A 21,152-nucleotide genomic window follows, 5' to 3' on the forward strand; every position below is an offset into this window, starting at 1 on the left:
TATGGGTGGCCTCCTGTGGCCGAAAGGATGTCAGCTCGTCGTCTTGGCTATCCAAAGCTCCAATATTCCCGGCTTTACCAAGGGTTCTTTGCTGAGGGCGATATCGGCGTTAATGCCTAGTCTGCGGAGCACATTCTTTACATCTATCAGGAGAGCCTCAGCTTTGATCTCATCTGCGGGATTGTAACGGACTTCGGTTGAGATGTTCCTGGGGACATTCTCGGCTCCAGGCACGGTCCATCTTGCGTCGCTTATTGCCTTCCTGATGCCATCGACCTCATCTTTGCTGTAACCAGAAAATTGAAAGTACACGATACCTTTGCTCGATGATTCTGCTGCGGGCACGCTGACGTTCGATACAGCAGCAATCGACGTCTTCAATTGGCTGGCGGTTTCTTTTTGGTTGTTGAATATCTGCTCCTGGTTCTTGGCTAGACTCTCGATGATGGGCTTGTACCGGCGCTCCATCGCTTCGGACGTCGATTGAGCGGTTTTTATGCGCTCATCAAGCACCTTGGCACGGTCAGCAAATTCGGCTGCCTTCTGGTTCAATGAGTCTACGAGATTATTCGTCACGTCGACTTTGTTCTTCCAGCGATTTTCGATTTCCGCCATCTCGCTGCGGCTCTTGGCGACATTTGCTAACGCATTGCTGAGATCGCTTTGCGTCAAGTCGCGCATAGTCGTGACTCTTAGCTTGATTTCGTCGAGACGCGTCAGGTCATCTTTGACTGCTTGGCGGATCTCTGTTCGTAGTCCCGCGCCCCCTTGCTCAACGACTATCTTGAATGCGGCTTGATGGAACAACCCAAACAAGAGAACGAGCGAGACGCCTATCCCGCCGGCAAACTTCAGTTTCAGCAAATCACCTTTGATCTTGTCATATACCTTCTTCTCGATTGCTTCTGAGTTCGTCTTTTGAATCGCTTCGATGATTTGATCATCTGTCAAAGGCATGCCGGCGCTCCTGAAAAATATGAATCTGAAATTGATCGCCTCGGTCTTATTTAATGATCCTACTGTACTTTAAATCGAACGAAAGAAAAAGATCTATCCCAGGCTGTGTTGGTGCCTGGCGCATGACAAAGACGAGAATTATCGTTGATTGGACAGGTCAGTCAGCGCTGCGGGCCTGTTTGACGAGGCCGAGCGCCAATTGCCCCGCCGTCTCGACATAGTCGAGATCGCGATGGATCAGCATCACGGTGGTGGCGCCGTCGAGCAGGATCACGATCTGGCGCGCGAGCGCCGTCGCACCGGCGATGCCATGGCCGTGTAATTCCGTCGCGAGCCAGGCTTCGAAGCGCTTCTTGTGGGCCGCGCCGGCCTTGACGGCGGGATGTGCCGGGGTGTTCGCGAGCTCGGCGATGGTGCGGAGGAAGCCGCAGCCGCGCCAGCGCGGCGTGTTCACGGAGCGTCCGAGCTTGGTGAAGAGACCGCGGACCTTGTCGGCCACGCTGCCGTCGGTCTCCGCGAACCAGCGCATGTAGAGCTCCAGTGTCGGCTGGTCCCTGGCCGCAATGGTTTCGGCGACGAGCTCGTCCTTGCTGGTGAAATGATAGTAGAGCGTCTTCTTTGTCACGCCGGCCTTCTCGGCGACGGCGTCCATGCTCACCGCCCTGATGCCTTCGCCATAGAACAGGCGCGTCGCCGCAACGACGATCTGCTCCCGCGTGCTGTCACCGCTTCTCGACATGACTTCGATGTATACTGCCTAGTGAGTATACACGGCAAGGCCGCTGTGCTGACTTCCGCGCCTGTTCGACCTGGAAGGAGCCACCACTTGTCCGATCTCGTCCTCTCGGAAACGCGCGGCGCCGTTGCGCTGCTGACGTTCAATCGCCCGACCAAGCTCAACGCGCTGAGCTACGCCCTCATCGACCGCCTGATGGTGATCCTCGACCGCATCGAGGACGATGCCAATATCCGTGCCGTCGTCCTGACCGGGGCGGGCGACCAGGCGTTCTCGGCCGGCGCTGACATCGCCGAATTCTCGGAGAGCGTGAAAGCCGGGCCCGACGCCGCGGTGAAGGCGTTCGTGCGGCGCGGCCAGGCGATGACGGCGCGCCTGGAGGCGTTTCCAAAGCCGGTCATCGCCGCGGTCAACGGCATCGCCTTCGGCGGCGGCTGCGAGATCACCGAAGCCGTGCATCTTGCCGTCGCGAGCGAGCGGGCAAGCTTCGCCAAGCCCGAGATTGCCATCGGCATCACGCCGACATTTGGCGGCACCCAGCGCCTGCCGCGGCTCGCGGGCCGGAAGCGGGCGCTGGAATATTTGCTGACGGGAGATTCCTTTTCACCACAGCGGGCGCTCGAGATGGGATTGGTCAACCGCGTCGTGCCACACGAGCAGCTCATGGACGCCGCCTTCGCGCTGGCGGGTCGCATCGTCAGGCATTCGCAGCTGGCCGTCGCCCGGTCATCACGGCCGCGACGCGGGGCCTCAACGTCTCCATTTCCGAAGGTCTCGCCATCGAGGGGGAGCAGTTCGCGCGCATGGCGGCAACACGGGATACGCGTGAAGCGCTCGATGCCTGGCTGGCCGCTCGCGCGCCGCGATAGGCTGGCGACGAGTTCCGCTGACATTCCAGCCGCGGGCCGGCAACCAGTCATTCACCATAAGATCGCGGACGGCCCAGCGGGGAGATGAATCCGCAACTCATCCTGTCCATTGTGGCCTGACGGGGCGCCATGCAGGCGCCCCAGAGGAACCCGGCAAGACAGGTCTTTCGCAGTGTCCGACGTAGCACGATGGTTGGGCCCCTCGGTCGACATGACCGAAAGGCGAAACACAAGGCGAAACATTTGGCTTGCCTGGCTGATCGGGCTGACGGCGCTGCTGGTGCTCGGCAATCTCGTCAGCGACGGCACGCTTCCCCTGAATTACGGCTGGGACGTTCGCGTCAATTGCGCCGCGGTCGATGCCTATGCCGACGGGCTCGATCCCTATTTTGTCCGGAATTTGAAGGGCACCAGGTTCTCCTACCCCTATCTGCCTGTAACGCTCGACGTGTTTCGTCCCGTGTGCGCAGGCGGCGCCCTCGTCGCTCATCACATGGGCCTCTATCTCGTGCTCGCCGTGCTCTGCGGCCTGCTGCTGCCGGGGCTTGGCCGGACGCGAACCAGCCCGCGCGACGTTGCGCTCAGGCTGCTCTGCGTGTTCGGCGCGTTCATCGGCTTCGAATGGGTCTGGGCGTCGGGGAATTTTGCGATGCTGGGCGGCGCGCTGAACGCGGTCGCGCTGAGGCTTCTGCTTCGCCCAACGACATCTGGCGCATGGGAAGACCACGGCTTCTCGTTTCGCGTCAGCGGCGCCGTACTACTTGGTCTCGTGACCTCGTTCAAGCTGGTGTTCTGTCCCGTGATCGCCGCGCTCTATTTCCTGCCGCTGCCGCGCGCGCGCAAGCTGGTGCTGATCGCGGTGGCCGCATTCGGTTTCGCATTGCCGATCCTGATCTCAAGGGTGTTCTACGCCGACCTGTTCTCGAGCTGGGTGGGTGTGCTGACGAAGCAGATCCCGGATCAGCATGCCGTCGAGCTGATGGAAACCAATCCGTCACTGCTGCTGCTGGCGCGTAGCCTCCTGGAGCAGGTCGGACTCGGCGACAGCAAGCCGGTGATGTTCGCCACCTATGCGCTCGCAGCACTCGCGCTCGTGCTCGTGCCGTTCGTCTTGTCCGTCCTGCGTGCAGTCGGCAGTGGACCGGCTCGGGCAGGGGGATCGCTTCTGACGCGGCTCGACCGCTGGCTGATCGACCATCCCCACGTGGCCTCGCGCGTGACCGTGCTTGCGATGTTTGCGCTTTACGTCAGCTCGCCGCGCCTCAAGGAATATGCCTTCTTCGAGCTCGCGGTCTATGCCGCGGTTCTCATCGCCGATCTTCCGGCCCTGGCACTCGCCGCCATGCTCACCGTCGGTCTCCTCGCTCCCGGCCTGGTCTCGATCACGGGGCACACGGTGGAGGGCGGCTTCATCCTCCTCATTGTCGCGCTGGCATGCTTCTGGATCCTGCTGCTCGATTTTCGCGCGGAGCCGATGCGGCTTGAGGCGCAGGACATGCATTCATGACGAGCCTCGCCTCGTCCGCGGATGCCGGATCCCTGGCCGCCAACGCGTCAGGGAGCCGCTGGCTGACCTGGTTGATCCTGCTCGCGGCGGCGCTTGTCGCTATGTCCGTCACCGTCGACCTCGCCGCAGAAAATACCTTTGGCTGGGACGTGCGGATCAATTGCGCCGCGGTGGACGCTCACCTTCATGGGCTCGATCCCTATTTCGTCAAGAACCTGAAGGATACGAAACTCTCCTATCCCTATCTTCCGGTCACTCTCGATGCCTTTCGGCCGCTCTGCACCGGCGGTTTTCTCGTCGCCCATTACAAGCCGATCTATCTTGTCCTTGCGGTGATCTGCGCGCTGTTGTTGCCCGGTCTTGGCACGACCCGCCGGGGCTGGCGGGACGCCGTGCTGCGGTTCGTGCTCGTGCTCGGTGGTTTCCTCGGCTTCGACTGGGTCGTTGCGACCGGTAATTTCGAGATCCTCGGCGGCCTGCTGACGGCGGCGTCGCTCGCATTGTTGCTGCGTCCCGTGCAGTCCGGCGACCGGGGCGACGCCAGCCTCGTGCCGCAGCTCGCCGGTGCGGCCGTGCTCGGCCTCGTCACCGCGTTCAAGCTGGTGTTCCTGCCGATCCTCGCCGCGCTCTATTTCCTGCCGCAGCCGAGACGTCGCAAGCTGCTTCTGATCGTGGTGGCGGCGGGCGCGTTCGTGCTGCCGATCCTGGTTTCGCTGGTGTTCTACCCGGATCTGTCGCGGAGCTGGCTCAGTGCGATCACCGGCCAGATCCCCGGACAGCATTCGCCGGTGAACGAGGTCAATCCGTCGCTGCTGCTGATTGCCTCGACACTTGCAGATCGCATTGGACTTGCCGGCAGCAAGCTGTTCGTCATCGGCCTCTACGCGGCAATCGCGATCACGCTCGTGCTGGCGCCGTTCGCGGTTTCGGTGTGGCGCATGGCCGGGCTACAGCGGCGCGCCGGCAAGGCCTCGCTGCTCCAGGCGCTCGACGACTGGCTGGTCGATCATCCCGCCGCGGCGATGCGCATTACCGTGCTCGCGATGTACGCGCTCTATCTCTGCACGCCCAGGCCCAAGGAGTACACGTTCTTCCAGGTGGCGCTCTATGCGGCCGTTCTCGTCGCCGACCTGCCCGCGGTGATGATGGTCGCCGCGCTCACGGTTGCGGTCGCCATTCCGGTCCTGGCGTCGGCCTCGGTCACCGCGTTCATGGGCGGCTATGGCCAGCTCACGCTCGCGCTGATCTGTTTCTGGATCCTGCTCCCGCACCAACCGAAGCGGACGTGATCCTATCTCGACGCGGCCGCGTTCGGGCCCTCGGGCGATGAGGCCGGCGGCGCGGTGTAGAGGCTCATATAGGCGCCGGTGTAGTCTTCTCTCCAGCCTCTGCGACTGATGAGGAACTGCCTCAGCTGCTCGTGTCCCCTGACCCAGAGCACCGCATCGATCCTGTATTTCCTGATCACCGAGTCCCAGGCGGCCTCGTCGATGTCCCAGCGCACCAGCTTGAGATAGTCGCGGAGCAGTTCGTCCGGATAGGCGGTCGCCGCCCGGCCGTCCACGAACATCGGCACCTTGCCGTGGGTGCGGAAGATCAGGAGGCCGCCGGAATTCCAGTGGTTCAGCACGCGCGAATGCGTGGAATGCGCGAGCAGGTAGGCGGCATCCTCCTCCGAGAGCATGTCCGGCAGCGCCAGCGCCGGTCTCACCTGCAGGAAGCTGAGCGGCAGCACGACGAGGCCGACGATCCCGGCTGCCAGCATCGCGCGGCGGATGTCGAGCCTCGACAGGCGCTCGGGCAGCAGGCGATCGACGTGCAGCGCCATCGGGACCGCCGAGAAGATGAAGAAGAACGCGATGTACCTGAACTGGTAGAGTCCCAGGAACAGGAACAGCCATGCCAAGAGGCGCGGCTCCACCGGAATGGGTTTTGAGTTTCGGTAGCGCAGCTCCAGCGCAATGAACGTCAACGCATAGGCGATGGCGGGAATGCTGCCGGGCAGCTCCATGTTGTGGAAGTAGGGACGCCATTCGCCGATATTGGCCTGGATGAAATGGCCCAGCGTCGCCATCACGCCGTCGTAGATGTGCCACCCCAGCGGATTGACGAAGATCGCAGCGAAGCATCCGACGCCCGCGAGGCAATAATTCCTGAAATTCGTCCAGTCCCGCCGCAGCAAGGCGACGCCGGCGAAGACGCCGATGATCGGAATGGCGAGCATGAAGCCGCCGTGCAGATTGACCCACAGCACCATCATCACCGGCAACAGGTACCATCTGCGCCGCTGCAGGCATTCCCCGTAGAAGATCACCGCGAAGAGCATGGTCGCGATATTCGGCGATGCCGCCAGATAGGTGTTGGGCGCCGCCTCGTAGCAGGGGTAGAGCAGGCATGCGGCGAAGACGGTGACGCAAACCGCCGGGACCGACGCGCCGCTGTGCAAGCCGCATGAGGTGAGGTATCCGACGATGACCGCGCCGCAGGCGACGACCAGCAGGACGATCCCGGCAAGGCCTGCGTGCTGATAAAGCACGCTGGCAATCACGTCCCAGAGCCACGACAGATTGTACCAGCGCTTGTCTGCGAGCGTGAACGCCCATGGATCCTGAAACGGGATCTCGCCACGCTCCCTGATGAGGTCGCCGGCGGCGATGTGCCAGCCGAGGTCATAATGGCTGAGCTGGACCGGCCCGTTCGAAATGTAGAACACCGACAGGAACGCGATCAGGACGAGGTAGATCTCGCGCCCGTGCAGGTAGCGTCCGAGCCCCGTGGGCGCCCCGCCAATCCCGGACCGGGACCAATTCTCGCGCGCGTCCATGAAAACTCTCACCATCGAAGCCGGCGCTGCAGGCCCCGCATTTCCCCTGAAGTCTGCGCCGATGGGCGGCAGACATGCTTCGATTTAAGGGAAGACGATCTAAGGTCGAGTAAAGGTCGGTTGCTCCCGGCGGGTTCCGCAAGGCGACGGGAGGGTTGGTAAACGAATGGTTTGCGCGACGGGCGGGTACGGACCTGCTTGCGGATAATGGCGGGCCGCGCCCGCCTCAACGGCGCGGTAATACCACCCAAGGTGGCAAGGTTCTTGCTACGGTAACCGTCGCTCGACTGGCTGCGGAGACCCATGATGCTCTCGACGCAACGCTCGCTCGCGACGGCCCAGCTTGGCCGCAACAGTTTTGCGGAGATCTTCGAATCCCGGACGCCGTTGCGCGAGGCGGCGCTGGAGTCATTTCGCCGCAGGAACGCGGTCCTCGACGGAATCTTCTACGACATCGGCAAGGTGACCCATGAGGAGGCGCATGAGACCGCCCCCTGGCTGGCACGCGAGGGCGCCATCCTGATCGTTCCGCCATCCGGCGCCGGGATGCTCAAGCTCTGCGACACCGTGGAAGACTTCGCCAATGCCGGCGGCGCCAATGTCCGCATCCTGGCGGTGGCGGGCGTCGGCAGTTCGGCGCTGGGGGCGGCGGCCTTCGCGCGGAATGTCGCTGACGCCTTTGGTGTCGCGGTCGCTGCCGTGGTGTCGGGTTACGGGCTTGCCGATCTCCTGACCGAGGCGCTCGGTGGCTGGTTCTGGTTCGGCACCCTCAACCGGCTGCGCCATCAGTTCGAGGAGCTGGACGACATGAGTCGGGCGCTCAACCGTCCGGAGACCCTGAGCCCGCCGACGTCACCGATCGAGCTCGGCCGCATCAGCCTGGATACAAGGACGGTCATGGCTTTGCTGAGCGATGGCCGATTCAACTTCTCGCTGGTGACCGGGCACTCCAAGGGCAACCTCGTGATCTCGGAGGCACTGTACGAGCTGAAGGAAACACCGGCGGTCGAGCAGGGGATTCCCGCCGACAAGTTCTGGATCGTCACGGTGTCCGCGGCAGTCGCGATGCCGCCGCGGTACAGGAAGATCATCGACGTGATGGGCACGATCGACGGCTTCGGCGCACTCAACTCGACGCCGGGCATCTCGATCGAGAAGACGTGTCCGTTCCGCTGGCACCACACCAACACGGATTTGCCGTTTCACCTGCCCGTGACGAAGGTTTTCAGGGAGCTTCAGGTCGAGCGGAATGTTGCCGTTTGAGCGCGCGCGGACTCGAAGGCGGGCACACTAGGGCATGTACTCATAAATTCGCGATGTCCGCTTGTTCCCCAACAGCGCGAAGAAGTGGACATTTCACGAGGTCCGAGAAGGGCCAGAAGTAGCTACTAGTTTGATGGCGACAACTAAGCGTCCGCCTGCCTCGCGCACGAGCTCTACCCGCCATACGTTGGCCATGCATACATCAGCCAGATGCCCGGCAGTGGGAAAGTAACGATGGCGGATCGATAGAACGACTGCGATCGAGTTGGTTCGTCATTGCTGAGAAAACCACGAAAGAAGATGATCAAGAGCAAGATCGCATAGACGGTTAAATTAAGCAGCAAGTCTTGCCTTGGCGTGAGCGGGGCATTGAAAAACTGCTGAGCACCGAGAGCAAGCGCAGCCAGTCCGATAAGCTGAAAAAACGAAGTGAAGACGCCGAGGATCAAGCCGCTAACTAGGCCGCCTATAACGGGAAGTCCATGCACGGTTGAGCCCCATCAGTAGATCGTCTGTCTACAGGAAACTCGCTAAGGTTTAGTATCCGCGCAAACTCAATTTTTGGCTAGGACGAACGCGATGCGATCGAAGGGGGCGCATCCGGCATCCTCGCCCCGTCAGCTCGGATGGTGCGGGCAGCCGGGGTCGAACCGGCACAGCGCTTGCGCGCCGAGGGATTTTAAGTCCCTTGCGTCTACCAATTCCGCCATGCCCGCTTGATCCAACGAGATCAAACACTTAAGTCCACCTGCGGCCGTCTGGAATTGGCGTCTTGCCGGCCCGGCTTGTGTCCTTCCTTAAGCGAGCCGGGCGCACAAGGCAAAGCCTCAATCCGGACATCTGTTGCTGCTTTAGGCATTCTCAATCCACGGGGACTATTCATCCGGCATGGCTGCTTCGCTTTCCGCTTCCCTGCGCTTTTGCGGCGCGCTTCTCGTGCTGCTCGCCGGCGGCGCGGCCCTGGCCGGTTGCGCCGGCATCAGCGAGACGGTCGCGCCGGCCTTTGCCGATCCCGCCAGGTACGATCTGTACGATTGCAAGCAGCTCGAGAGCGAGCGCAAGGGGCTCGCCAGTCGGACGGCCGATTTGCAGAGACTGATGGACAAGGCGGAGACCGGGGCCGGCGGCGCCGTCGTGTCCGAGCTCGCCTATCGCAACGACTACGTCGCGGTGCGCGGGCAGGCGCAGCTCGTCGAAGACGCCTGGCGCCGCAACAGGTGCCGGGAGACGCCGCCGGATGCAAAACCGCCGGCCTCGACCCCGCAGCCGCCGGTGATCAAGCCCGCCCCGACGAGACCCGGCAGCGTCGCGCGCTGAGACTCCACCGGCCTCAGGGCCGCCAGCCGTAGATCCAGTCCTGCCGCGCCAGCATGCGGTCCGGGCCGAGCGCACGGATCGCAAGATCGCGCGCGATCGCGAGCGGCCCGCTGAAATGATAGATGCGGCCCTGCTGCCGCGCGGTCCGCTGCACCCGCCGCACGCGGGCCTGGCGCGCCGCTCCATATTGCTTCAGCGCGGCGGTGATGCCCGCGGTGCTCTCGGCTGCGTCGAGGCTCACGAGCTTCGCGAGCACGGCGGCATCCTCGATCGCCATGCCGGCGCCTTGCGCGGCGAAGGGCAGCATCGCATGGACGGCGTCGCCGAGCAGCGCGACCGGGCCCTTGCTCCAGGGGCAGCCGTCGGGCACGCCGAACAGCGCCCATTTCCGCCAGCCGTCGACCGCGGTGAGCATCATCCGCGCCGCCGGCGGCCAGCGCGGCGCTGCGAACGCGTCCATCACCTCGCGCGGATCACCGGGCGTGCTCCAGCCCGGCCTGTTCCAGGTGCCCGGCAGCACCGCGACCACGTTGATCTGGCGTCCGCCTGCAATCGGATAGGCGACGAGATGAGCGTTCGCCCCCATCCAGAGCTGCACCCGCCGGGCGGTGTAGTCCTTCGGCAGCTGCGTGACATCGAACGTGCCGCGCCAGGCGATCAGCCCGGAGAAGCGCGGCTGCACCTCGGGAAACAGATGCTGGCGTACCGTCGACCAGATGCCGTCGGCGCCGATCAGCGCGCTGGCGAGATCGCTGCGGCGGATCGTGCCGCTACGATGGACCACGGTCAGTCCCTTGGCGTGGGGGGCGACGTCTTCGAAGGTCGCGCCCAGCTTCAGATCGATATCGGGATGGTCGGCGACCGCGCCGGCGAGCGCGGATTGCAGATCGGCACGGTGCACCACCCAATAGGGGGCGCCGGCGCGCAGCGAGGCCGCTTCGCCGAGCGGCATGCGCACCAACTCGCCGCCGGCCCGCGCGCTCATGATCGAGACCGCCTCGGGAACAACGGCGCGCAGCTTGAGACGGTCGGAGAGGCCAAGCTCGACCAGCACGCGGCTGGCATTGGGGGACAACTGCAGGCCCGCCCCGACTTCCTCGAGACGCTCGGCCTTTTCCAGCACGACGATGCGGAAGCCGCGCGCGGCAAGCGCAAGTGCGGCCGTCAGTCCACCGATGCCGGCACCGGCGATGACAATCGTTCGGGAGAGCGCCACCCCTGGCCGATGGACGCGGTCAGGCCACCTTGTCCTTCAGGACGCATTCCGGCGGGCGGGCTTCGCCCGCCTTCAGGTCGGCCGCGAAGCGGTACAGCGTCGAGCAGTAAGGGCAGATGATCTCGTTGTCGTTGCCGAGGTCGAGGAAGACGTGCGGATGATCGAACGGAGGATTGGCGCCCACGCACATGAACTCTTGCGAGCCGATCTCGATGACGGGGACACCGGCATCGTTATGGAAGTGCGGGACGACATGGTCGGACATCGTAGTTCATCCTGGAGTGGCAGTGGCGGCAGACACAATCAACGCTGACGCGGGTATCTTTTGAGACGCCGCGGACCATACTGGGGGGTACGGATGATTGCTAGTCCAGCGGAACCGAAACGTTGCAACTACCCCATGCTCATTTGCTCATGCAAATTCGACACAATCTTGTCGCCCCAGAGAAGCCCTCCTTTCGTCGGGGACGTTGTGTCGCAATTTTGGCATACTATGTCTGTGGACGTGCGCAATTTGAGACGAAAGACGAATCATCGGGCGCTGGCGATCCAGGACCGTCCGGGCTTTTCCGCATGAAATGGCTCCGAATCAGCACTGCGTTGACCGGTATTGCGGCTTGCAGCCTTCTGCTTGCGCAGGTCGCGCCGCATGCCCGCGACGCCGGCGCGGTGCTCGCCGCCCAGGACGATCCGCACCTGCTCTCCGAGCTCAGGCTCGACGCGCTGCTGCGGCAGAACGACCACCTGGTCCAGGACAACATCGAGGCCGCGCTCGCATCAGGCGATGCCGATCTCGCCGACAGTTTTGTGGCGCTGGCGCGTGACCGCAACATCGCGCTGCCGGATGACCTCCTCAATCGCGTGAGCGATGCGGTCAAGGCGGAAAACTCCACTTCGCATGTCGCAAAACGTTTCGCCACCGGCCTCGTCACCGGCAACGCCGACGATGTCGCAAGCCTGTCCGGGACTGTTGCCGGCGATCTCTTCGTGATCGGCGACGTCAGGGACGTCGTGCGTGAGGGCAAGCATCTGGCGATGGGCGAGGAGACCGACCGTCTGGTGCTGGGCCTTGCGACCGCGGGCCTTGCGGTGACGGCGGCAACCTACGTCTCCGTCGGCGGCGCAGCGCCGGTGCGGGCCGGGCTGACGCTGGTGAAGGATGCGCGGAAGGTCGGACGGCTGGGCAAGGGGTTAGCTGCATGGGCCGGCCGTTCCGCACGCGACGTCGTCGACACCCCGATGCTTCAGAACGCGGTCGCCAAGGGTTCCGTGTTCCGGCCGGGCGAGACCGTGAGTGCGATCAAGGCTGCGTTCCGGGCAGAGAAGGCCGGTGCGCTGGTCCGGCTCGGCAAGGACGTCACGCGCGTGGCCGAGAAGACCGGCACGCGCGGTGCCATGGACACGCTGCGGATTGCCGAAGGTCCCAAGGATGTCGCGCGCGCGGCGCGGCTGGCCGAAGCGCAGGGCAGCAAGACCCGTGCGATCATGAAGCTGCTCGGGCGCGGCGCGCTGCTGCTGATCGGCGGCGTGTTCGATCTGGCGATGTGGCTGTTTGGCGCGGTCTTGACGCTGTTCGGCCTGTTGTCCTCGATCAAGGCCACCACCGAGCGCCTGACCCAGGCTTGGTGCGATCGCAAGAGGGCGCAGCGGCTCCGTCGCGCGCAGATCGCCGCCGAAGCCGCTCTGGCGGATGCGGCCCTTAAGGCCTAAAGCGCGACGAGATTGAGGTCATTCGTCGGCGCGGCTGGGCTATTGTTTGGGCATGATCTCCGCGCAATCGCGTTCCGCGTTTGCCGCGAGGAAAAACCGCTGCACACTTTTCCGGATCATGCTCTAAGATCGATTGTCCCCCCCTCAAGACCCGTGGAACTGATGATGCCGAGCTTTCACAACGGCGCCGTTGAAATTGCCTATCTCGACGAAGGCGAGGGCGATCCGATCATCCTGGTGCACGGCTTTGCCTCGAGCAAGAACGTGAACTGGGTCTATCCGACCTGGGTTTCGGAGCTTCGCAAGAACGGCCGCCGGGTGATCGCGCTCGACAATCGCGGCCATGGCGACAGCGCAAAGCTCTACGAGCCCGCGCAATATTCGATTCCGACCATGGCCGGCGACGTGCTGGCGCTGATGGACCATCTCGCCATCCCGCAGGCCGATATCATGGGCTATTCGATGGGCGGGCGGATGACGGCCTGGCTCGGTCTCAACGAGCCGCAGCGGCTGCGTTCGGCGATCCTCGGCGGCATCGGCATCGGCGGCCTGATCGAGGGCACCGGCCCCGGCGAGAACGTGGCGAAGGCGCTGGAAGTGCCCTCGCTCGACGATGTCACCGATCCCGTCGGCCGCACGTTTCGCGCGTTCGCCGATCAGACCCGGTCCGACCGCAAGGCGCTCGCCGCCTGCCTGCGCGGCACGCGCGATCTCATGACCAGGCAAGAGGCCGCGCGGATCGACGTGCCCGTGCTGATCGCGGTCGGCTCGACCGACGACGTCGCGGGCTCCGCGAGCGCGCTCGGCGCCATCATTCCGGGGTCGGAAGTGCTCGATATTCCGGGTCGCGATCACATGCGGGCGGTTGGCGACAAGGTCTACAAGACCGGCGTGCTCGACTTCCTCTCACGCCGCGGCTGAGGGGTTGTCTGCCGGCTCTGTGCTCAAACGACGTGACAGCGCCATCAACACCACGAAGGTCGCCACCCAGACCATCCGTGCGCCGTAGCGGTCGTGCGGGCCGGAGATGCCGGCGCAGATGAAGGCGTTGCCGAGCAGCGCCAGCGTCACGGTCGCGGCCAGCAGGGTCAGATCGTCGAGCCGGCGGTTCGCGAGCGCGTGCACGAGCAGCGCGACCAGCGCCAGCATCGAGGCCAGCGCGACGGGCACGTGCAGCCAGTTGACGTAGTCGAAATCGACGCCCCAGCGCTGCTGGCGCGCCGCGCGCATCGGCGCGACCTGCGCGGGAATGTAGCGTTCGATGATCCCATAGGTATGCGGGATCCAGCCATTGGCGCCTTCGCCGGTTGCCACATGCAGCAATTGCTGGCCCATCGCCCTGAGCGCCGCGCCGGCCTGCCAGGCCGGATAGTCGGCGAGCGAATGCACGACGATGTAGCTCATCTCGTCGTTCATGCCTTCGAAACGGCCGAGCGTGTTGAACATGCTCTTGCCCCACAGGAACTCGTCGGCGGTCGCGGGCAATTGGTTGCGATAGGGACAGAGCTTGAAGTTTTCGCGCGGGCAATGGTCGTTGAGAAACCGCGTGACGATGCCGTCCTGCATCATGCGGCCGAAGGCGACGCCATAGCCGCCGGGCGTCCAGGCCCATTTTCCTGACAGCGCGTGGTTCGCCGACACCAGCATCAGGCCGCCCACGACAATCGTCATGCTCGCCTGCGCCAGTCCTCCGCGCGGAAGCCGGCGGCCCAGAAACGGCCGCGCCATCCAGCCGGCGACGCAGAGACCGAGCAGCACGCCGAGCGTGGCGCTGTGGGTTGCGGCGGCAAAGGCGGTAAAGCCGAACAGCGAGATCTTTTCGAGCGTCGATGTGCGTTGCCCGCCGATGACCAGCAGGAACAGCGACAGGATCGAGAGCCCGGCGAAGATGTCCGTGAGCAGCATGCTGGCGAGCCAGGGCAGGGCGGTCGACACGATCAGGAGCAGGCTGATGGCGACGAAGCGGGACGTCTGCATCAGGCCGAGCACGCGCAAGGTGAGTTGCAACAGCCAGAGCGCGGCCAGCGACTGGACCGCGAGGTTGATCCAGAAGCCGAAGCTTTCGCCATAGTGCAGATAGAGCCCGAACACGGTGGACCGGCTGGGGACGAGATAGCCTTCGTACCAGCGCGCCAGATAGCCGCCGGTATCCCATTGCAACAGCGGATAGCCGTTCCAGAACGCCGGTGCGATCATCAGGAGGGGCAGGATGACGGCCGCCAGCCGCAGCCAGAGCGACCCTGCGGCGCCTGCGCGCAATTGATCGGTGGTGATGCTCAAAACCGCTCCGTCGTCGCCGGGACCATGCCCGCAATAAGGCTTGGGAGAGAATTCACCAATAGTTTGACGCGCCCCGGCTTGAATTTGGCAAAACCCTGACCACTTTGAGCCAACCTTGTCGCCTGGGGGCGCCAGAATAAATCGTTGTGTTTCAAGGTATTGGCATGCTTTCGTGGGGCAAGGTGCTGTTCACTCTCAGGCAAGCCGGTCAGGACTTTGTCGTCTAGACTGTGCTATAGAGCCCGCAAAACGAGCCAATTCGAAAGAGCAAATCCCATGGCAGTGCATCAGGTCAATCCGGGAGGAAAGCTCGCCTCGCTCGATCCGATCTGGGACCGGATCCGGGGCGAAGCGGAGGACATCGTCCATCGCGAGCCCGAGCTTGCGACCTTTATCTACTCGACGGTGCTTCATCACAGCCGTCTCGAGGATTCGGTGATCCATCGTCTCGCCGACCGGCTCGACCACTCCGCGCTGTCGGGCGATCTCGTGCGCCAGACCTATGACGAGGCACTGCGCGACGACCCCGATCTCGGCAACGCCTTCCGCGCCGATCTCGTCGCCGTCTACGACCGCGATCCCGCCACCTCGCGCTTCATCGATCCCTTGCTCTACTTCAAGGGCTTTCACGCCATCCAGACCCATCGCCTGGCGCACTGGCTCTGGCTGAAGGGTCGCAAGGACTTTGCGTATTATCTCCAGAGCCGCGCCTCGGCGGTGTTCCAGACCGACATCAATCCGGCCGCGCGCATCGGCCGCGGCATCTTCCTCGATCATGCCACCGGTTTCGTCTGCGGCGAGACGGCTGTCATCGAGGACGACGTCTCGATCCTGCACGGCGTCACGCTCGGCGGCACCGGCAAGGAGAACGAGGACCGCCATCCCAAGATCCGCCACGGCGTGCTGATCGGCGCGGGTGCAAAAATTCTCGGCAACATCGAGATCGGCCATTGCGCGCGCATTGCCGCCGGCTCGGTCGTGGTGAAGCCGGTGCCGCACAACGTCACGGTCGCGGGCGTGCCCGCCAAGATCGTCGGCGAAGCCGGCTGTGCCGAGCCGTCGCGCACCATGGATCAGATGATCAACGCCATGGGGCTTTGATCTCGCGAGTTAAGGGCCGGATTCTCCGGCCCTTTCGTCCCCAAATTCTTTGGCAATTCATGCTGGCGGTTCGTCGCGTCTCGTCCTAAAACCCGCCGACCAATTTCGATCGGAGACTTGCCGTGGACGTCAAAGAAGTCAGAAAGCTGGACGCGTATCTGAAGCGCGTATTCGGCAATCCCAAGATCCGCGTCGTGCCGCGGCCGAAGAAGGATGATTCCGCCGAGGTCTATATCGGCGAAGAATTCATCGGTGTGCTCTTCGTCGACGACGAGGACGATGATCGCTCGTTCCAGTTCCAGATGGCGATCCTCGAGGACGATCTCGTCGATCAGGAATAACTGCCGTTGCCCGGTGGCGTGACCCTTCTCGGGTCACGCGCCCACCGCGGCGAGCATGTCGGAGATCGTGACGAATTTCTCCCGGGGCTTGCCGAGCGCGGCTCCCCTGCGTTTCTCGGCCGCGTCGATCGTGCCCCAATCCGGATAGCTCACGATGCGTGCGACGCGGCCGGTCAGGCGCGCGAGCAGCGCCTCACGCGTATCCGGGCGCGGTCGTCGGTGGGCGATATCCGCCAGCACGGCCTCTGCGGTGGCGATCCCGCAGCCGCGATTGGTGCCGATCGTGCCGCTCGGCCCACGCTTGCTCCATCCGCAGACATAGAGCCCCTCGATCGCCGAACCACCATGCGCGACACGTCCATCCACGTTGGCATGGACGCCGCGATCGTCATCGTAGGGTACACCGGCGACAGGCGTCGTTCGTCGGCCGACGCTGCTGAAAACGAGGCCGCAAGCGATGTCCTCGACGGCGCCTGACCGCTGCCTGAATGAGACCGTCTCGACCCGGCCGCGACCCTTGATCGCGACGGGCGACAGGCCAAAGCGAACGAGACAGCGCCGCGGCTTGGTCACGGCATGCTGCGAGAAGCCGCGCAGCAGCGCCAGCTTTTCGATCAGCTCCGGATCTCCGGGGGGCTGCGGTTCGAATTCGTCCGGCGCGACGTCACGGCCGTCGACAGCCGTGTCGCATGCGCCGAGTTCGAGAAAGTCGCGCAATTCCTTCGCGCTGAATTTCGCCTGGGCCGGTCCGCCGCGGCCGACGATGGAAATCTTCCGAATCCGGCTCTCCGCCAGAACCTCGAGCGCGTGGCGCGCGATGTCGGTCTGGCGCAGCTCGTCGGCTGTCTTGGCGAGAATGCGTGCGACGTCGAGCGCGACATTGCCATGACCGATGACGATCGCAGCCTCATGGCCGAGATCGAACTGGAGGTCGCGGAATTCCGGGTGACCGTTGTACCACGCGACGAAATCACCTGCGCTGTGGCTCCCGGGCAGAGCTTCGCCCGGAATGCCGAGAGGCCGGCTCAGTTCGGCGCCGGTTGCAAGCACGACAGCGTCATAGGCCTCGCGGAGCTCGTCGACGGTGACATCGTCTCCGACCTTGACGCCGCCGATGAAACGAAAGCCAGGCGCTTTCGCGATCCTGTCGAAGGCGACGGTGACCTGCTTCAGCTTCGGATGGTCGGGCGCCACGCCGAACCGTACCAGCCCATACGGCACGGGCAGCCGTTCGAACATGTCGACAGTCACGGGCGCGCCCGAGCGCAACAGGGCCTCGCTCGTGTAGAAGCCGCTCGGTCCGCTGCCGACGACGGCGATGCGGAATTCGTTCGCAGCAGAAGCCATCATCGGCCCAGTGCCAACTTGCGCTCGTCGGCGCCCGGCAGCGGCGCCAGGCGCGCACTCAGGACGGGGGTCTCAGCCGCGCGTTTCCGATTGACGTCGATCCAGTACTTCTTGTCCGCGGCCAGGCGATAGTCCGGCTCGATCGCGCCGACCGGGCAGGCCGGCGCGCAGCCGCCGCAGTCGATGCAGTTTTCCGGATCGATATAGGTCATGGCGTCGTCGACGTGAAAACACTCCACCGGGCAGACCGTGACGCATTCGGTGTATCGGCAGCCGCGGCAATTGTCGGTGACCACATATGTCATCGTCAGGCCCCGCTGACCTGAACGAGGATGTCGGAGAATGTCGGCGCGCGGCCGAGGTCGGCGAATGCAGGCGGCGTCAGCACGTGAACCGTCGCGCCTCTGCGGTTGGAGCGCTGCCAGTAGCCGGATGGTGCCACCACCACGCCCGGCATGATGTCGGGCGAAACGGTCGCGAACGCCTCGAACGAGCCGCGATCGTTGAACACGCGAATGGGTGCGCCTGCGACGATGCCGCGCTTGGCCGCATCGTCCGGGTTGAGCAGCACCGCCTGCTCCTCGCCGGCCTGCGCGGTCTGGGCCGGCAGGTTGCCGTAGTTGGAATTGAGGAAGGCGTGGCTTTTCGGCGAGATCAGGCTGAGCGGATATCGCGTTGCGAGCGCGGGCGCCGTGCGCGCATTCTCGTTCGGGGGGATGTAGTGGGGCAGGGGATCGACGGGCGTGCCATCCTGGTCGCCGTTGTAGCCCTGGCGGAACAGCGGCACCACGAAGTTGCCGCCGCCTGCGATCGTCGACTTGAACTCGCACTTGCCGGACGCCGTCGGAAAATTGCCCTCGCGATGCGGCGCCCAGTCGGCGGGCGCCGGCATGTTGAGGCGCACATAGCCCTTCGACTTGACGTCGTCGAGCGCGATGCCTGATAGCACCGGGCTCGTCCAGTCCAGCGAGGTCTCGATGATCTCGTCGTCGCTGCGGAAGAAGGACGGGTCCGTGATCCCCATTGCATGCGCGAGGCGGCGGAACAGCTCGGTGTTGGAGACGGCTTCGCCGAGCGGTTCGATCGCCTGGTTGTTGTAGGACAGGTAAAGATGTCCCCAGGAGAACATGATGTCCTTCTGCTCGAGCTGGGTGGTCGCGGGTAGAACGATGTCGGCATATTTTGCGGTGTCGGTCAGGAAGTGCTCGCTGACGACGGTGAAGAGGTCTTCGCGTTCTAACCCCTTTTCCAGCTTGCCCTGCTCGGTCACCATCGCCATCGGATTGGCGTTGTAGACGAACAGCGCCTTGATCGGCGGGTCGAAGCCGAGTTCGCCCGTCAGCGCAGCTCCAAGGCGCCAGGAATTGAGCACGCGCATCGTCTCCGGCTGCAGATCGGGACGCATCAGCACGTCCCATCTGACCGGGAACGCCCAGATCGGCAGCTGGAGCAGGCCGCCGCCGACATGCTTCCAGGCGCCAATCAGTCCCGGCAGACATGCGATCGCGCGCACGGTCTGGCCGCCGCCCGCGTGCCGCTCGACCGCCACGCCGATGCGCACGACGGCGGGCGGCGTCGTGGCGTATTCCCGCGCCAGCTTGATGATGTCCTCCACGGGAATGCCGGTTTCCTGCGATGCGAATTCGGGCGTGTAGCTCGCCGCCCGTTCCGCCAGCTCGTCGTAGCCGACGGTGTATTTGTCGACGTAGTCGCGATCGATCAGGTTCTCCTTGATGATGACGTGGATCATCGCCAGCGCGAGCGCAGCATCGGTGCCGGGCCGGATCGGAATGTGCCAGTCGGCAAGGCGCGCGGTGCGGGTGCGGACGGGATCGATCACCACGAGCTTGGCGCCGGCCTTCTTCGCCTGCTCGATGAACGGCCAGTGATGCGAGTTCGTGCTCAGCGTGTTGCAGGCCCACAGGATGATGTATTTGGAATGCACGAAGCTCTCGGGATCGACGCCGGGCGTGTGCCCGATCGTCATCATGTAGGCCGTGCACGAGGCGGAGTCGCAAAACGTGCGCTCAAGCACCGTCGCGCCGAGCTTGTTGAACAGGGGATCGCCGACGTTGAGTCCGTTGATGATGCCCTGCGTGCCCAGATAGCTGTAGGGCAGGATCGCCTGCGCCCCGTGCTCGGCGATCACGGATTTCCAGCGCGACGCGATGGTCTCCAGGGCTTCATCCCAGGAGATCCGTTGAAACTGCCTGGAGCCCTTCGGGCCGACCCGCTTCAGCGGATGGAGGATGCGCTTGTCGCTGTAGACGCGCTCCTCATAGTTGTTGACCTTCACGCAGAGCCGTCCACGCGTGAACGGATGGTCGGGATTGCCGCGGACGGCAATCGCCTTGCCATCCTCGACCGTGGTCAGGATGGAACAGGTATCCGGGCAATCGTGGGGGCACGCGCCGATGACCGTGGTCCGGGCCATGGATCTCTCCGTTTCCTGATTCAAGACGGCCGAGGATGCGGCGGCCGGGCGCGGTCTGGCTTTTCAAAATGTGCGGTGTTGTTGTCCCGGACTGCTCTCGGCCCGTGGACGGCCGGCCGGATGTCTGGCATGCTAATTGCTGGACCCGGCAATACCTTTTTACCCACATCGCGCTATCTGGCGGAGATTCACGATGGGTATGCTTGGCAACTCTGTCGATAAATATGTTACCGGCAGAATGCTTCAGACCTCCAACGACCGGCGGTGGTCGCACCTCCTTGCCGAGCGCTGGAGCCACGAGCCGGGCGATTTGCCGCCGCAATTGCCGCGCGACACCGAGATCGCAATCCTGCTGCGCGGCAGCTCGGTCGTCGACCGGGAAGGCGCGGGCATGCGGCAGCGCACGTTCGGCAGAAGGGGCACCATATGGCTCTGTCCGGCCGGCATCCGCGAGGATTTCATCCGCGTCGAAAACCAGATGCAGGAATGTCTGCATCTCTTTCTTCCCGGACAGCCGTTCGACGACACCATGCTCAGGGATCTCGACATCGATCCGTCGGGAATGTCGATCCGCTACGAGGCCATCGATCAGGACATGTTCATCGAGCATGTCGCCACTCGGATCCTCGCCGAGCTCGAACAGGAAACCTCCACCGGCCGTCTCTTGGTCGAAAGCCTGGGACGGGCCTTGTCGGCTCATCTGGTGCACAGCTATGCGGCGACGTCGGTCCGGCTGAAGCAGTCCCAAGCCGTCCAGAAGCCGCTCGATGCGAAGCGCCTGTCGCGCGTGACGGAGTTCATCGACGCATCCGTCGAGCGCGAATTCACGGTCAAGGATCTGGCATCGGTGGCGTGCATGAGCCCGGCGCATTTCTCCCGCAGCTTCAAGGCCGCGACCGGAGCTGCGCCGCATGAATATGTCAGCCGTCAGCGCCTCGATCTCGCCAAGCGGCTCCTGTCCACCAGCGATCGTCCGCTGGTCGACATCGCCTATGCCGCGGGATTTTCATCGCAGGCCAATTTCAACCGCGCCTTCCGCAAGGCGGTCGGAACGACGCCGAGCCTGTACCGGGCGCGGAAGGGGCGCGACTAGGAAGTGTGCCGACTAACGCGCAGATGTCGGGTTTTGGGTCGGAGCAGAAATCATATGCTCGATCTGAGTCTTGCCGCTTGTGACCCTGGCTGTGTGAAAACGCTGGGCTGCTGTTATGATTCTCCTGTGATTCTTTTGGGGGAATCGATGAGGCGCT

At 64.0% G+C, this 21,152-nt stretch carries 19 protein-coding genes, 1 tRNA gene and 1 pseudogene; 10 read left to right on the forward strand and 11 right to left on the reverse strand.

Annotation, left to right across the window (positions count from 1 at the left end; genetic code table 11):
- Positions 1-30 precede the first annotated feature (30 nt).
- The gene (locus JQ635_RS37105) at positions 31-957 is read right to left on the reverse strand and encodes a hypothetical protein (protein WP_211414715.1); all 927 of its coding nucleotides are present in this window, start codon (positions 955-957) and stop codon (positions 31-33) included.
- Positions 958-1,114: 157 nt separating this feature from the next.
- A complete protein-coding gene (locus tag JQ635_RS37110; RefSeq protein ID WP_211414716.1) occupies positions 1,115-1,696 on the reverse strand; it encodes a TetR/AcrR family transcriptional regulator in 582 nt (193 codons plus the stop codon).
- Between the two features lie 87 nt (positions 1,697-1,783).
- On the opposite strand from JQ635_RS37110, the pseudogene JQ635_RS37115 reads away from it, so the two are divergent.
- From JQ635_RS37115 to JQ635_RS37125, 3 genes and pseudogenes are all read left to right on the forward strand, one after another.
- A pseudogene (locus JQ635_RS37115) lies at positions 1,784-2,562 on the forward strand (crotonase/enoyl-CoA hydratase family protein).
- A 211-nt stretch (positions 2,563-2,773) separates the two neighbouring features.
- A complete protein-coding gene (locus tag JQ635_RS37120) occupies positions 2,774-4,069 on the forward strand; it encodes a hypothetical protein (protein ID WP_246584021.1) in 1,296 nt (431 codons plus the stop codon).
- Positions 4,066-5,358: a hypothetical protein gene (locus JQ635_RS37125; protein ID WP_211414718.1), complete on the forward strand. Its 1,293-nt coding sequence runs from the start codon at positions 4,066-4,068 to the stop codon at positions 5,356-5,358. Before JQ635_RS37120 ends, JQ635_RS37125 begins: the two co-directional genes overlap by 4 nt.
- A 2-nt stretch (positions 5,359-5,360) precedes the next feature.
- Here JQ635_RS37125 and JQ635_RS37130 read toward each other — a convergent pair whose 3' ends face one another.
- The gene (locus JQ635_RS37130; protein WP_211414719.1) at positions 5,361-6,893 is read right to left on the reverse strand and encodes a hypothetical protein; all 1,533 of its coding nucleotides are present in this window, start codon (positions 6,891-6,893) and stop codon (positions 5,361-5,363) included.
- A 306-nt stretch (positions 6,894-7,199) separates the two neighbouring features.
- On the opposite strand from JQ635_RS37130, the gene JQ635_RS37135 reads away from it, so the two are divergent.
- On the forward strand, positions 7,200-8,156 hold the full coding sequence (locus tag JQ635_RS37135) for a hypothetical protein (RefSeq protein WP_211414720.1): 957 nt from the start codon (positions 7,200-7,202) through the stop codon (positions 8,154-8,156).
- A 173-nt stretch (positions 8,157-8,329) separates the two neighbouring features.
- On the opposite strand, the gene JQ635_RS37140 is transcribed toward JQ635_RS37135, so the two are convergent.
- Both JQ635_RS37140 and JQ635_RS37145 read right to left on the reverse strand, forming a co-directional pair.
- The gene (locus tag JQ635_RS37140) at positions 8,330-8,605 is read right to left on the reverse strand and encodes a hypothetical protein (protein ID WP_211414721.1); all 276 of its coding nucleotides are present in this window, start codon (positions 8,603-8,605) and stop codon (positions 8,330-8,332) included.
- Between the two features lie 178 nt (positions 8,606-8,783).
- Positions 8,784-8,872: transfer RNA gene (locus JQ635_RS37145), tRNA-Leu, on the reverse strand.
- A gap of 172 nt (positions 8,873-9,044) precedes the next feature.
- Between JQ635_RS37145 and JQ635_RS37150 the strand changes: the two genes are divergently transcribed.
- Entirely contained in the window at positions 9,045-9,473 is a 429-nt protein-coding gene (locus JQ635_RS37150; protein ID WP_211414722.1) for a twin-arginine translocation pathway signal, read from the forward strand.
- Between the two features lie 13 nt (positions 9,474-9,486).
- Here JQ635_RS37150 and JQ635_RS37155 read toward each other — a convergent pair whose 3' ends face one another.
- Positions 9,487-10,689 (reverse strand): FAD-dependent monooxygenase, encoded by a 1,203-nt coding sequence (locus JQ635_RS37155; RefSeq protein ID WP_211414723.1) that lies wholly within the window; start codon positions 10,687-10,689, stop codon positions 9,487-9,489.
- A 19-nt stretch (positions 10,690-10,708) separates the two neighbouring features.
- The gene (locus JQ635_RS37160) at positions 10,709-10,954 is read right to left on the reverse strand and encodes a zinc-finger domain-containing protein (RefSeq protein WP_007602543.1); all 246 of its coding nucleotides are present in this window, start codon (positions 10,952-10,954) and stop codon (positions 10,709-10,711) included.
- A gap of 308 nt (positions 10,955-11,262) precedes the next feature.
- Between JQ635_RS37160 and JQ635_RS37165 the strand changes: the two genes are divergently transcribed.
- Both JQ635_RS37165 and JQ635_RS37170 read left to right on the forward strand, forming a co-directional pair.
- Positions 11,263-12,399, forward strand: a complete 1,137-nt coding sequence (locus JQ635_RS37165) for a hypothetical protein (protein WP_211414724.1) — start codon at positions 11,263-11,265, stop codon at positions 12,397-12,399.
- Between the two features lie 165 nt (positions 12,400-12,564).
- On the forward strand, positions 12,565-13,320 hold the full coding sequence (locus JQ635_RS37170) for an alpha/beta fold hydrolase (RefSeq protein WP_211414725.1): 756 nt from the start codon (positions 12,565-12,567) through the stop codon (positions 13,318-13,320).
- Here the strand turns inward: JQ635_RS37170 and JQ635_RS37175 are convergent.
- Positions 13,306-14,679 (reverse strand): hypothetical protein, encoded by a 1,374-nt coding sequence (locus JQ635_RS37175; RefSeq protein WP_211414726.1) that lies wholly within the window; start codon positions 14,677-14,679, stop codon positions 13,306-13,308. The genes JQ635_RS37170 and JQ635_RS37175 overlap by 15 nt on opposite strands.
- Before the next feature lie 276 nt (positions 14,680-14,955).
- Here JQ635_RS37175 and cysE point away from each other — a divergent pair, with 276 nt between their 5' ends.
- Both cysE and JQ635_RS37185 read left to right on the forward strand, forming a co-directional pair.
- Positions 14,956-15,780 (forward strand): serine O-acetyltransferase, encoded by an 825-nt coding sequence (cysE, locus tag JQ635_RS37180; protein ID WP_018647046.1) that lies wholly within the window; start codon positions 14,956-14,958, stop codon positions 15,778-15,780.
- A 122-nt stretch (positions 15,781-15,902) separates the two neighbouring features.
- Complete coding sequence (locus JQ635_RS37185) at positions 15,903-16,121, forward strand: DUF3126 family protein (RefSeq protein WP_007602550.1); 219 nt, start codon at positions 15,903-15,905, stop codon at positions 16,119-16,121.
- Positions 16,122-16,154: 33 nt separating this feature from the next.
- Here JQ635_RS37185 and JQ635_RS37190 read toward each other — a convergent pair whose 3' ends face one another.
- The 3 genes from JQ635_RS37190 to JQ635_RS37200 are packed head-to-tail and all read right to left on the reverse strand — an operon-like array spanning position 16,155 to position 19,902.
- Positions 16,155-17,471: an FAD-dependent oxidoreductase gene (locus JQ635_RS37190; RefSeq protein ID WP_211414727.1), complete on the reverse strand. Its 1,317-nt coding sequence runs from the start codon at positions 17,469-17,471 to the stop codon at positions 16,155-16,157.
- Positions 17,468-17,773, reverse strand: coding sequence for a ferredoxin family protein (locus JQ635_RS37195; protein WP_211414728.1), 306 nt, complete (start codon positions 17,771-17,773; stop codon positions 17,468-17,470). Before JQ635_RS37195 ends, JQ635_RS37190 begins: the two co-directional genes overlap by 4 nt.
- 2 nt (positions 17,774-17,775) lie before the next feature.
- The gene (locus JQ635_RS37200; protein ID WP_211414729.1) at positions 17,776-19,902 is read right to left on the reverse strand and encodes a molybdopterin-containing oxidoreductase family protein; all 2,127 of its coding nucleotides are present in this window, start codon (positions 19,900-19,902) and stop codon (positions 17,776-17,778) included.
- A 238-nt stretch (positions 19,903-20,140) separates the two neighbouring features.
- Here JQ635_RS37200 and JQ635_RS37205 point away from each other — a divergent pair, with 238 nt between their 5' ends.
- The gene (locus JQ635_RS37205; protein WP_211414730.1) at positions 20,141-20,995 is read left to right on the forward strand and encodes an AraC family transcriptional regulator; all 855 of its coding nucleotides are present in this window, start codon (positions 20,141-20,143) and stop codon (positions 20,993-20,995) included.
- Positions 20,996-21,152 lie beyond the last annotated feature (157 nt).

Origin of the sequence: Bradyrhizobium iriomotense, from assembly GCF_018130765.1 — a bacterium.
Classification (GTDB): domain Bacteria; phylum Pseudomonadota; class Alphaproteobacteria; order Rhizobiales; family Xanthobacteraceae; genus Bradyrhizobium; species Bradyrhizobium iriomotense_A.